Origin of the sequence: Enterococcus sp. DIV1304_2 (assembly GCF_050555445.1) — a bacterium.
GTDB lineage: Bacteria > Bacillota > Bacilli > Lactobacillales > Enterococcaceae > Enterococcus_B > Enterococcus_B pernyi.
This window is the reverse complement of sequence record NZ_CP187851.1, coordinates 288,943-301,950: the sequence shown is the minus strand read 5'-3', so window position 1 is coordinate 301,950 and position 13,008 is coordinate 288,943. Positions and strand designations below refer to the sequence as shown.

The following is a 13,008-nucleotide window of genomic DNA, read 5'->3' as shown; positions in this document are numbered from 1 at the left end:
ACCCATGGATCACTCACTATTGGACATGTATTGCTTTCCAGTTGAGGAGGGAGAAAATGAAGAAAAAAAATTCAACAATGAACGTACTATCGAAACTCATATTAGCTACAACATCTCTATCAATCAGTCTATCTTCTGGTATTGACTCGTTACGACTACCGAACACCCAAATAGCCTTAGCAGAAACCGTGGATAATGCCATCGCCAACGAAACATCAAGACGAAGTTTGACGATTTGGAAGTATGCGATCACTGACTTCAGCGAGTTAGAACCACGAGGAGATGGTACTATCACCAACCCAGATAGAGAGTTGATTCCAGGAATCAATTTCAAAATAGAACGGGTGAGAAAATTACCAAGTGGCAGCTCTTTAACTGATCCAAAACAACAACAATTGGGCACCGATTACGAAATCGACACCACTTTCAACGCACAGACGATTACAACTGACACTAGTGGGAAAGCCACTCTCGACTTAGGCATTGGTCGAGCCAATGATGGCATCTATTTAGTCACTGAATTACCTGATGAACGAACAGGCGCAAATTTAGCTGCAACCGATGGAAAAAAAATCGAAACAGCTGTTTACCCTTTCTTTGTGCATATTCCCCAAACCAGTCGTACCGATTTATCTTCATTGATCTATGATGTACAAGTTGAACCAAAGAATATTTTAGAAGATCTTCTCCACCCAGATAAAACATTCAACGACAAAAAAGGGGATTCAGTGCAAGCAGGACAACCCATTAGATGGGAATTAACAACGAATATCCCTGCCGGACTCTGGCAAATAGCTAGTCAAACAGGAACGATCGACATCTTAGATGCCGCTGGACAGACGGTGGACACTGTCGAGATGATTGCTGGTCAGCCCATTGTATATCGAGATACTAATGGGTTATTACAGCCAAATTTTTCAATGGTAGACGAACTGAATAGTGACTTAACTTATGTTCCAGATAGTGCAAAAATGCAAGTGAGACAAGCTGGTGGTGAATGGACAGACTTGGCGCCTGCCGATTATACGGTCTCATTTGATGTTGAGGCAAATAGACTGACAACCACTTTGACAGAAGCCGGTCTAATCAAAGCGGGATCAGTCGCAAATGGCTATACTGATATCCGTACGGTGCTTACTACACATGTTCCAGAATATTGGAACAACATTGTTGAAAATACCTTTACCGTCAATCACCAACTCCCAGGTCAACGACCAAAAAGTACGACACCACCAGAAACGACGAACCCGAAATACTATACTGGTGGCTTTGATATCGAAAAAATTTCAGAAAATAGCGGGACTGGTTTAGCTGATGCAGAATTCAAAATTGCCATCTCTGAAAGTAATGCGAACAATAAAATTTTCATTGCTAGTAACGGAAATAGCTATGCAGAAGATGCCAATTTACCATCAGGGGTCACTTTCTTAACTTCGACTTCTGATGCAAATGGCCACGCTACTTTTGATGGATTAGCTTTAGATTGGACAGATGCCAATAATAATAACTATGTCGAAAACAGCGAAGTCGCACGCGATTATTGGGTAGTGGAAACACAGGCGCCTACAGGCTATGAATTATTGAAGGCCGCCCAAAGAGTAACTGTCGATTTAACGACCGCAGATGATGCAACGATTGAACTGACAGTCACTAATAAACCGCAAACAAGCTTGCCTTTTACTGGCGGTATAGGAAGAAATCTGATTATTGCGATTGCACTTGCAGCCATCATTGTTGGCACAACAGTGGTCATTATCCAGAAAAAGCGAAAACAGACGTAAGTCCAGAATGAAAGGAGACTGCAATGAATACTAGATTTTCTAGACTCAAAGTAAAACCTCCTATTCTAATAGTGATTGGTTTAGCGATTATCCTTGGTATAATCGCTAAAGTCGTTATTGTAGGTGGTCCTCTTCGAGCCAAAGAAGAAGCAAATTTAGTCGAAGTCATTAATAGCGATCAGACATATTTGACCAAAGATACACAAATTTCTGACGACCCGGCAATGGTCACGATCAGAAGTAGCGAAAATCGTTTACTCGTTCTTCCATCTAGTACGGATTATACAATCACTACCTTAAATGAGGAACAGGAGCAAACCATCCCGATCTATACCACCGAAGATTTTGTTCAAGAAGAGGAGCTGGCTCGTCTAGGCATTGGTCTAGAAACGACAGAAACAACTACCACCTCAACTACCGAGACCATGGCCGATTCCCTTGTTACTATGGTTGAACCGGCAGAAGTAAGTGATGTGATTGGTGTGACATCCGACGAGACCTCGGAACAAGCGACTATTTACTTACGTTTAGTCAAAGATCAGCCAGTCACTCTCGTTTTTCGAGAACCAATGAAAGATATGAGTATCGTATTAACGGATGTCTATTCTCAACAATATCAAACGCTATTTCAATGGTTAAGTTCATCTGATGTAACAGTAGAAGAAACTGCTGAATCCATCACTGAAGAAACGACACTTTCTTCTGAAAAAGCAGACTACGAGGAGCAAACAGAACAAACTGAAAGACAAGAGGAAGCCAGCGACACCACACTTCCTCCATTTGAGGAAGCCATCGCTGAGGACAATGTCTTAGTGGTTGAAACGAAAGAAACCGATTTAACAATGGAAGAACTTCTTGAAGAAGAGTTTCCTGCGGAAGATTCCATCATTACCCCTAAGTTATTGACCGAAGAACTCCACACAATGGAAGAACTAGCAAGTAGTCCCATCACGATTAAAGATGCGAAGTTAACGATGGCAACTGGAACAGATAGTTTTGATTCCCATGATGCACCTGGGTATGATAGTTCTCCGGATAATAATATCGTCCGTTCCAACGATCAAATCTTATACCGACTTGGTTTTTCTATCCAAACATTGGCGACTGATCATTATACGAATATCCGCTATCGTGTCGTTAGCACATTGCCTAACGCGACTACCTTGATCAATGATGCGCCGTTTATTAATGGAGAAATTGCCAATGGGACTTATGCAGACAGCGGCGTTGGTGATGGTTCGAAACTCTCTGAAGGAATCATGGAATCAACGATTGGCGCATCTGGACAAGTATTTGTTCCTATCGTTATCAATGTGTTTGGGGCAAAGCAAGGTACAGTCATACAACCAACTTTCAAATTACAGATTATTGATGCAGTGAATGTCGATACAGGCGAAACCGAAACCTTTAATCAAACGTATACAAAAGAACATCTTTCCGAATTGAATGTGCCTGAAACAACGGTTTCTTCCAAACCGTCAATCACTGCTCAACTTGTTCGTGGCGAACAAACAACCTATCAAATCTATGATCCTAATGCAACAAATACAGATTTGGTTTACAACATTGGTTTAGTCATCAATTTGGAGCGTTTACCAGAAAGAATTACCGGAGATCTACGTGGCTCCGCCTACCCAGAAGGCCCGATTTCCTTTGATCTTGTCCAAGAAGTCACTAGTGTTTCAGGCGACACGGTTACACCAGTTAGTAAGGATGAATATGATGCTGCACAAACACGTTTTTATTCGGTTACCCATACGGATCGGTCAGAAGCAAATTGGCAAGCAACTACCGCCGGAAGTCCATATACGGCGACCTTTGATCCAACACGCCTCATCTATCCAATCCAAATCCCCAATGGAGATACGGAAGCCCTTTACTTTTCTGAACCTTCTGGCGATCGAACGGCAATTGGGGTATACAATTCAGGAAATGTGTCAATCGAATTAGGATCTTACAAAGAAACTTGGGAAATCTCAAATTATACTGGCTCAAAAAATCCTTACACATATACTACATCAGGGACTACTTTTTCAAACGATACATTTATCAGTACAGAATTTATTTTCAATTGGGATGACGCGAAATTACATGCATTAGGAGAGGCGAATGCTTGGGAGTATTATACTTTACACTTAAGTATCCCTACTATTAGCTATGATGGACAAGTGTCAGAAAATAATACCACATTGAATTTCAGTAACTACGCTCCACCTTCAGGACCTATGACAGGTGGTCCGAATATCGTTGATTTGGGGGAACCTGACCCCGATACAGGGAGAAGAACGGTAGCAACAAATCAAGATATGGGTTATAGCATTTGGAGTTATAATATTGGACAACCAGTACTGATGAGAGGACAAGAAACCTACTTAGGAGGATGGTTCATTAGTGAATACCATCCTCCTAACTCCACTACCGAACAGATCTTCCAATGGAATACGAATGGTTTTGAATATGATGATACTAGGCAACCTTATACTCAACGATATGAACCAGATTACTCTAATCGTCATTATTTGTCTTATGGTGTTCGCAATAATGGAAATGCTATGCCGAACCTTACCCATTCAAATTTAGATGCTGTAGCTGCTCAATACACTTGGTACGAAACGTCACAGGAAGCACAGGCTGCTGGAACAATCAGTGCCGCACGCTTTAGCTACTATATAAATGAAGGATTATTTTCTACTTGGAATGGGATTCCAGTGAGAGTTATTGGTCAGCCAGGTCCTTTCGATGAAGAAAACAATCCCTATGTTCATTTATCTATATTTGGAATAAAAAATAGTGCAGGAACCGTGGTCAAACAAAGTGTACCAGACAATATTACATTTATACCAGCGACTTGGGAAGCGGATGGTAGCGATATTCTATCACCATATAATACCTCACTAAATGCTTATGCTCCTTTTGTAGGAACTAATGCATTTATATTGAACTTTGGTATTGATACAAATACAGAAGTAAGCAAGTCTCTGTATCAAACAGAAGAGAAGATCGATATTAAAGTCAGAGGATTACTTACTGGTGCCGAAGAAACTTCGTATGATAGCGCCCTGAATACCACCTTACCAAGAGGGATCCATTATCTGTTCGGCTCGTCTAAAGATGCCCACAACAATCCGTTACCTGATCCCGTGATCACCACAAACGAAGATGGCACAACAACGTTACGTTGGGTCTTTCCCAATTCTTCTCTGGCTACCGGTACCGAGGTTAATTTCCAAGCAATGAGTGATATCTCAGAATTGACATTTAACAATATGGGATTAACGTCCCCCCTTGTTATCCAAACAGTTGGAGAAATGTGGACATCTGATACACCAGATATTTTTGATATCCGTACTGAAGAAACTCGTTCTTCGCAAGATCAATTTATTACTGAATTATCCCAAAAACTAGTAATTACTAAAACAGTGGATAAGACAGTAATCGAAACAGGAAATCAAGAAATGAATCCTTTGACCGAAGCGGATGCTGATACTTCATTCACTTATTCGATCACTTCTGCTAACAGTGCCTTACAGCCAGCTCAAGATTTTCGTCTGATGGATATCTTACCGTATAACGGTGATTCTCGTGGCTCTTCTTTCCATGGCACGCTAAAAGTTCTTTCAGTAGATGTCGACACAGAAGGATATACGATGTATTACACCACCGAACCAATAGAAGATGAGACGAACCCAAATGAGATCGATCTTGCTACATGGACGGAATACACACCCGGTTCGACACCTGACGAAGAAATCAAATATGCCACAGGTTTTATGATCACCAAACCAACTGTTCCGATTGGTGAATCGGTCACTCTCTCCATCACCGTCCAACCAGTTGACCAATTACCGGGTGACCAATATCGAAATACCGCCCATATGAATGCGCAAATCGACTTACCGGTCCATTCACAAGAAACCATTACCCGAGTATATGGCAGAGAGTTGAGCGGATTCGTATGGTTAGACGAAGATCGCGATGGTCTAGCCGATGATGGCGAGGAAAAGCTAGCAAATATTCCTGTCAAACTCTATCGAACAAGCCTGACTCACCCAAGCGAAGTAGCCGATCAGTTGGTCGAGCATAACTTGAAAGGAACATCATTTGTTGACAGCAACGGAAATTCCACACTAAAAACAGATGCAAATGGTCATTACAGTTTTAATTATCTACCAGAAGGAACCTATGTAGTAGAATTCCAAATCGGCGATCAAATCGAACGAAAAGAAGTTGCAGTAACGATACCAATGGTTGGTGAAGATCCTTCCATCAACTCAAAAGCAAATCAAACCACCTTCCGAACCAATGAGTATATCGCTGAACCTTTAGCCAATTTACCGGGAATGATCACGACAGATGATTCTATCTATCATATTCCTTATTTGAATCTAGGGCTTGTCAGTACACTCGGAGAGATTTATTTGTATAAGTTAGAAGCAGGTACCGCTGTAGATGATGATCAGGATGATCAACCAGATATCAATGACGAAAATCAGTTGATTGGAGGAAATAAACTGGCTGGCGCTGAGTTTTCCCTCCACGAAAAAGAATCAGGCGTGATCCTCCAAACGAAGACAACTGACGCGAATGGACGTATTCATTTTGAAGAGGTTCCCTTCGGTACCTATGAGTTGGTTGAAACAAACGCACCCGATGGCTATGAACTATTGAAACAACCAAGCGAGGTCACATTGGATGAAAACAACACGATCGTTCATCTCTTTGCCGAAGATGAGCTGATCACTGAATTGCCTTTTGCCGGTAACAGTTCAATCATGCAACGTGTCCTTATCGCAGCTGCTAGTTTATCCCTGATTGGTTTAATCGGATTAGGTACAAAATACCAATTGGAGGAAATGAATCGAAAAAAAACAGGAGGAAAGAAAGATGAACCCAAAAAAAGATGATCATTCCATTTTATTTATTCGCCTCCTGTTGGTTCTACTATTCCTCTTCGGTGGTTCAATTGGAAAATGGACTACTCCTGTGGCATACGCAGAAGAAGCCTTCCAATTAACAATTGTAAAATATAAGCTTTCAGAGCAGGAAATGGATAATCACCTACTTCCTTCTGAGCCAACTGGCTCCTTAGAAACGGGATTAACGAACGAACAGGGACAGGCATTAACCCCCTTTCCTGGGATTCGTTATCAAATCAAGAAGGTCACACCGAGTAATGATGCCAGTGATCCTTTTACGGAAATCCCAAGTTTTGAACCAATCGAAATCATCACGGGGTCAAACGGGCAAGCGACTATTCCATTGACTGAAGGACTCTATGAAGTCACCGAACTTGCAAACGATGCATTGTCTTCCCCAGCTAAGCCAGTCGTTGTCCAATTACCTGCAATTACTGCCGATGGCACTCGTTTAGATCAATTGTTTATTTATCCAAAATCAAGCGTGGTCGTCTCTCCTGAAGAAGGAGCTACTCCTAGATCGATTATACCGAAACAAGGGCAAGCGACTACAAAAAGGATTCCACAAACAAGTGGGAATCTCGGTTCACTTTTTCCGGTTTATTTTACACTGGCATTGATCATCTTACTAGGGATCGTCACAATCGTTAATTTTAAACCAAAAGGGAAAAAAAAGCCTTAAACAGTCTAGAACCAATTGTTTCTAACCTAAGAAGTAAGAAGAAATTCACAAAAATCGAGTGTTGATTTTTGTGGATTTCCGCTTATTTCAGAATTTTTCACAACTCTCGTTTTTACATTTCCGAAAGCAGAAAAGAGAAATGACTTTGCTTTTTTCGCAAATCTAAAAACAAAAATAATGAAATGAAAATGAGGTGAACAACCTTGATTGAAAAAGAAAAGAAGTCTGTTCTTTTGTTATTTGCTTCACTATTGATTCTTTTAGGAACGCTCACTTTGATCTATCCGATTTTTGCGAACTATCTCGCAAATCGTGAACGTAGTACTGCTTCCATCAATTACCATCAAGCATTAGAACAGCTAACGAAAGATGAATTAGGGCATAAATTCGAGCAAGCAAAACGTTACAATGAATTGATTTATAAAGAACAACAAGGAGACTTGGTTGACTTCGATGAAATTGAGTACCAAACATTGATCAATACCGCTGGGGTAATGGGTACACTAGACATTCCCGCTTTGGCAATCGAAACCATGCCTTTTTATCACGGCACTGATTTTTTGACACTTAATCGTGGCTTAGGACATTACGAAGCGAGTTCGATTCCAGTGGGCGGTGAAAACACACGATCGATCATCACTGGTCATAGCGGTATCCAGAACCAAGTTTTATTTACTGATATCATCCATCTTCAAATTGGCGATCTATTCTTTCTCACGATTTTAGGTGAACGCCTCGCTTATCAAATCGAATCCTTTGAAGAAGTCTTGCCTACTGAAGTCGATAAAGCCAAAATCATCCCTGGAAAGGATATGGTCACCTTATTGACTTGCACGCCACCAGGAATCAATACGTATCGATTATTAGTAAATGGTGTCCGGATTCCTTACAACGAAGCCGTTAATCGACAAGTTGAAAAACGAAATTTCTGGAGTTATCAAACCATTGTATTAGGCTCTTTCAGTGTTTGTCTCACTCTCGCTCTCCTACTTATTGTTCGTTTTCGTTATCTAGTCAAACGCTTTCGCTCTGAAGACCCCTTTGTCAAAGAAAAATCCAGAAAAAAATTGCTTCGCCTTTATTTCTTGACCAAAGGACTCTTTATTACTTTAGTTCTTTCAATGGTTGCTTTACTAAGTGTCGGAATCTATGGCTATACACAAATTCAGAAACAACAAGAAATGGAGAGCATTGATATAGGACAAAATACAGACCTTTCAACGTTCAACTTGCCAAAAATAGCGGCAGCTAACTACTCTGAAATCGACATTGCGAGTGTCAATCTCAGTAATTTTTCCAAAGCGAAGATCAATTACCAACAAAGCATCAATGACTGGGGCATCGGAAAAATAATGATCCCAGAAGTAGCGATCGACTTACCGATACTTGCCGGTATGAATAATGACAACTTGATGAATGGCGTAGCCACTTACACGCAAAATCAACAACTCGGCAAAGGAAATTATGTCCTCTTATCACATAATGTATTTGAACAAAATGTCTTGCTTCATCAAATCGCTCAACTTCGTCTCAATGCAAAGATCTATGCGACAGATTTCAACGAGCTATTTGTCTATGAAGTGAGCTACAACGATGTCGTTGTTGATACAGAAATCGAGTTACTCGAAATCAAAAAAGAAGCACCACAAGCTATGATCACTTTAGTGCGTTGTGAAGGTGACATCGGCACACGTTTTCGTCGAGTCGTTCAAGGAAATTTAAGTAGCGTAAAAAGTCTAAGCACCTTATCCGCTACTGAATTAGCCCAATTAGGCTTAGAAAAAAACCGTACAAACATAGATGGCACGATTCTCGCGGACTCTCCCGTCCATCCCATTAATTCGTGGTCAATGTCCGTGGCGTCTAAGATCGTCGCCGAGCCATTACAGACCTTGATCCCGATCGTTTTTTTCTTATTGATACCGATACTGTTGTTCCATCTTGTTTAAGTGTTTTCCCCCATTGAGCAAAACATCTTCAAAAGAACTACTTATAAAGGAGGTCTCTTTCATGCTTATCAACAGTATCTTATCCCTTGTTGTGTTGGCTATTTTATTTTTCTTGGGAATCCAAATGATAAAACAAGGGAGATTGATTTTGCTAAAAAAGAAAGCCGGTGATCAACCGCTTCTATATAAAAAAATCAGTATTTATGAACTGAAATTATTGAAAAAACAATTTTTTTATCTTTTGATCATTAATAGCTTGCTAACTATTGCATTGGCCTTTTGTGTCTACATGCTGTTTGAACTACAAAATACTCGAATAAATGACCATCAGACAATCCTTGAGTTAGTTGAACGGGTCCAAGAACTAAAAAATCGATTGGACTAATCAAAAAGAACAAGCAAGTAAAAAAAGGGGGCTGTTTTCTTGTTTATTTGGGTGAATGGTCAACTTCGAAAAAGGAAAAAGAAAGGACCCTATTTCTTAATATGTCTGCTTCTATGCGTTACGTTTACTTATTCGCTTCACCGCTATCACTTTCATCAAGTTACTGGAACATCGATGGAGGATACTTTAGTCAACGGCAACATAGTGATCGTGGACAAATTTTCTTCGCTTACACGTTATAGCATCATCGCTATTCAGCGATCCTCTACGGATGAAATCGTAAAAAGGATTATCGGAATCCCAGGAGATTCTATAAAAGTACATGGGAATGAACTGACCTTGCATTTAGGCAACAAGCCGCATTCTCCTACAGAGATTTTTCGACTGAGTCCAGAAGCAGTCGCGCAAATGAAACATTTGACCTATCTTCCTGAAAATACCTATTTTGTTTTAGGCGATAATCCGGATATTTCTGAAGATAGTCGGACATTTGGACTTGTTAGTCATTCTCGTATTTTAGGAAAAGTTATTTTTAAATAAAAGGAAGTGTTTGACAACTATGGGTAAAAAAAAGAATGATGGTTGGTTTTTCTCAAAAAGTTTATTAGATGAAATTTATCAACTACCACTAGAGGAAGAGATTGATTTGGAAACTGAGGAAGAACTACATGAACCATTCACAAGAAAAATAAGTGAGCTAACGCTAGAAACAGCGACAGTGTCAGAAAAAAAAACAGAAATCGATAGCCACTCGTCTCCCGTATCTTTAATAAAAACCGCAGAAGATGGGCGTATGTTGTATGTGAAGGCTCCTTCTGTTGCGTCTGAAACAAATTTGGAACAAATAGAACAGGAACAAAAAAAGCAAGACGATAAAACCTTCACTTTAGAAGAACAAGCAGGCAAGTTATTGTACCAAGTAAAAAAGAAGTGAAGAAAACAATCTGCGCCGTCTGTCCCTACATCACCTCTCAAACACAAAATACGATAGCAGAAACAAGAGGAGGTTGGAACAGAAGTGTTTAGCCTCGATAAATAAGGCGCCATCCACGAAAATTGTTTTTCAAATTTTTGTGGATGGCGCCTTATTTCCGAAGAAGTTACTCCTGTTTCCGCCTTTTATTCGGTTTTAAAATATGCTAGAGGACTAATGCCCCAGACACTCTTGCTTTTGTTGTATCCACTTCAACGTGATTTTCTCACACGTTAATTTTCTGCCAAAATCGTTTCGATCGTTGCTAGTTCTTCTGGTGCAAAGACGAGATTATCTTTCATTTTGACACTTTCCTGCAACTGACTCAAACGGCTAGCACCGACTAAGACACTTGTCACTGATGGTTGTCGCACATTCCACGCCAATGCCATCTGAGCCAATGTTTGTCCTCTCGCTTCCGCCACTTCCTGTAACTGTGTGATTTTACGTAGTGTCGGTGCAATCTGTTCTTCTGAAAGAAAAGGGATTTCTTTTCGATGGGCACGTGAATCTTCAGGAATACCATGTAAGTAGCGATTCGTTAACAAGCCTTGTGCTAAGGGACTAAACGTGATTGCACCTAGTCCATTTTCAGCAAGAACAGGTGCTAAGTCCGTCTCAAGTAATTCTCTTGAAAACAGATTGTAACGCATTTGATGGATCACGAAGGGGGCATCTTTTTTGCGTAAAATTTCCGCCATTCGCTGTGTGTCCGCCCCATTGTAGTTAGAGATACCGATATAAAGGGCCTTTCCTTGTCGAACTAATTGCATCAATGCCTCTGCGGTTTCTTCCAAAGGTGTTTCAGGATCTGGACGATGATGATAGAAAATATCCACATAGTCCAAACCCATACGTTGCAAACTCTGGTCACAACTGGCAATGATCGACTTACGAGACCCCCAATCGCCATATGGGCCATCCCACATATGATAGCCTGCTTTACTAGAGATAATCAGTTCATCTCGATAGGATTTGAAATCCTCTTTAAAAAGTCGCCCAAAGTTTGTTTCAGCTGCTCCAGCAGGTCCACCATAATTATTGGCTAGATCAAAATGGGTGATGCCTAAATCAAAAGCCCCCCTTAAAATTTCCCGCTGATTACTGATGGGATCATATTCCCCAAAATTTTGCCATAACCCTAAAGACAGTAAGGGCAGCTTTAAGCCAGATCGACCGCTTTTACGATACTCCATGTTTTCGTAACGCGTTTTATCAGCTACATACATTTCATTCACTCCTTATTTTTTATGATTATCACAGAAGTCTTCCACTCCGAAAAAATAAGGAGTTACTTCTGGAATGCCGTTTTTCATTTTCAAGGATAGCAGATGACTACTAACCCAGCTTTTTGATCCATCTCTATTTCAAGTACCCATGTAACCTCGTCTACTTTCAAGTGATACATCAGCTCTGTCAGAAAACGCTATCATAATTGTGTTAACTTATTTATTTCTTGGCTTTTTTTCCCCAATTGTGCGTCATTCTTTGCAAAAATGCTAATTGACGACGGGTTTGTTTTATTTTTTTGTAACGTTTTGGTTGCTTCTGGTAAAATTGTTGATGGTAATTTTCAGCCGGCCAAAAAGCTGTCGCTGGCAAAATAGCTGTAACTATCGGTTTTCTGTAGCGACCTGATGCGCTTAATGCTTGTTTCGACGCTTCAGCAGTTTTTTGTTGCTCTTCATTTTGAACAAAAATGATTGGGCGATATTGTTCTCCGCGGTCTTGGAATTGTCCAAATTCATCCGTCGGGTCCGTTACTTGCCAGTAAATCTCGACTAGCTCTTGATAACTGATCACTCGCTTATCAAATATGATCTCCACTGCTTCCACATGACCAGTATAGCCGCCACTGACTTGGTCATAATTAGGGGAATCAAACTGTCCACCTGTGTACCCGGACATCACAGAAACAATCCCTGCTTTTTGCTCAAAAGGCTCTACCATACACCAAAAACAACCGCCAGCAAATACTGCTCGTTCTTGAACAGTCGGATCTGTCATTTCGTGTTTAGAAAAATCATACCGCGCTTCCCCTAACGGATCGCCGATCATTTGCAAATAGAAATCCATGACGTCTGGCGTTAGATTTTGTCGTAAAGCTAATGGTCGTAAAGAAACTTCCAACTTTTCAAGTACCTCTTTTAGAGAAACAGAAGTTGCTAACTCTTCTTTTGCTGTAATTAGTTGTTGCCGTTCCCAGTCTCGCGTGTTTGGGTTTAAAATCAAATTATAGAGAGTGGTGATTTCTTCCTCTTTCTTCATCGGATCTCCTCCTCCCAAAGTGTCCCTTGTCGATCCAAGGAAACAGGAAAAAGC

9 protein-coding genes are annotated in these 13,008 nt (G+C 40.6%); 7 read left to right on the top strand and 2 right to left on the bottom strand.

What is annotated here, in order from left to right; translation table 11 throughout:
* Positions 1–56: 56 nt before the first annotated feature.
* The 7 genes from IGJ14_RS01465 to IGJ14_RS01435 all read left to right on the top strand — a co-directional run bounded on the left by IGJ14_RS01465 (position 57) and on the right by IGJ14_RS01435 (position 10,647).
* Positions 57–1,781 carry a SpaH/EbpB family LPXTG-anchored major pilin gene (locus IGJ14_RS01465; protein ID WP_065096890.1) on the top strand — a complete coding sequence of 575 codons (1,725 nt, stop codon included), beginning with the start codon at positions 57–59 and terminating at the stop codon, positions 1,779–1,781.
* Positions 1,782–1,804: 23 nt separating this feature from the next.
* Positions 1,805–6,685, top strand: coding sequence for a SpaA isopeptide-forming pilin-related protein (locus IGJ14_RS01460; RefSeq protein WP_430608193.1), 4,881 nt, complete (start codon positions 1,805–1,807; stop codon positions 6,683–6,685).
* Positions 6,666–7,379 carry a pilin N-terminal domain-containing protein gene (locus IGJ14_RS01455; protein ID WP_071866196.1) on the top strand — a complete coding sequence of 238 codons (714 nt, stop codon included), beginning with the start codon at positions 6,666–6,668 and terminating at the stop codon, positions 7,377–7,379. The genes IGJ14_RS01460 and IGJ14_RS01455 overlap by 20 nt, the downstream gene beginning before the upstream one ends.
* Positions 7,380–7,582: 203 nt before the next feature.
* Positions 7,583–9,328, top strand: coding sequence for a class C sortase (locus tag IGJ14_RS01450; protein ID WP_074799639.1), 1,746 nt, complete (start codon positions 7,583–7,585; stop codon positions 9,326–9,328).
* 61 nt (positions 9,329–9,389) lie between these two features.
* Positions 9,390–9,713, top strand: a complete 324-nt coding sequence (locus IGJ14_RS01445; RefSeq protein ID WP_071866194.1) for a hypothetical protein — start codon at positions 9,390–9,392, stop codon at positions 9,711–9,713.
* A gap of 51 nt (positions 9,714–9,764) precedes the next feature.
* A complete protein-coding gene (gene lepB / locus IGJ14_RS01440; protein WP_205216901.1) occupies positions 9,765–10,253 on the top strand; it encodes a signal peptidase I in 489 nt (162 codons plus the stop codon).
* Between the two features lie 19 nt (positions 10,254–10,272).
* Positions 10,273–10,647: a hypothetical protein gene (locus tag IGJ14_RS01435; protein WP_071866192.1), complete on the top strand. Its 375-nt coding sequence runs from the start codon at positions 10,273–10,275 to the stop codon at positions 10,645–10,647.
* A gap of 272 nt (positions 10,648–10,919) precedes the next feature.
* On the opposite strand, the gene IGJ14_RS01430 is transcribed toward IGJ14_RS01435, so the two are convergent.
* Positions 10,920–11,915 carry an aldo/keto reductase gene (locus tag IGJ14_RS01430; RefSeq protein WP_071866190.1) on the bottom strand — a complete coding sequence of 332 codons (996 nt, stop codon included), beginning with the start codon at positions 11,913–11,915 and terminating at the stop codon, positions 10,920–10,922.
* Between the two features lie 220 nt (positions 11,916–12,135).
* A complete protein-coding gene (gene msrA, locus IGJ14_RS01425) occupies positions 12,136–12,954 on the bottom strand; it encodes a peptide-methionine (S)-S-oxide reductase MsrA (RefSeq protein WP_074799636.1) in 819 nt (272 codons plus the stop codon).
* Between the last annotated feature and the right edge of the window lie 54 nt (positions 12,955–13,008).

What these genes read in the sequence shown, in the direction of transcription:
- IGJ14_RS01435 (WP_071866192.1), top strand. Translation starts at nt 10,273, where the DNA reads ATGGGTAAAAAAAAGAATGATGGTTGGTTTTTCTCAAAAAGTTTATTA.
- msrA (WP_074799636.1), bottom strand. Translation starts at nt 12,954, where the DNA reads ATGAAGAAAGAGGAAGAAATCACCACTCTCTATAATTTGATTTTAAAC.
- IGJ14_RS01460 (WP_430608193.1), top strand. Translation starts at nt 1,805, where the DNA reads ATGAATACTAGATTTTCTAGACTCAAAGTAAAACCTCCTATTCTAATA.
- IGJ14_RS01465 (WP_065096890.1), top strand. Translation starts at nt 57, where the DNA reads ATGAAGAAAAAAAATTCAACAATGAACGTACTATCGAAACTCATATTA.
- IGJ14_RS01430 (WP_071866190.1), bottom strand. Translation starts at nt 11,915, where the DNA reads ATGTATGTAGCTGATAAAACGCGTTACGAAAACATGGAGTATCGTAAA.
- IGJ14_RS01455 (WP_071866196.1), top strand. Translation starts at nt 6,666, where the DNA reads ATGAACCCAAAAAAAGATGATCATTCCATTTTATTTATTCGCCTCCTG.
- IGJ14_RS01445 (WP_071866194.1), top strand. Translation starts at nt 9,390, where the DNA reads ATGCTTATCAACAGTATCTTATCCCTTGTTGTGTTGGCTATTTTATTT.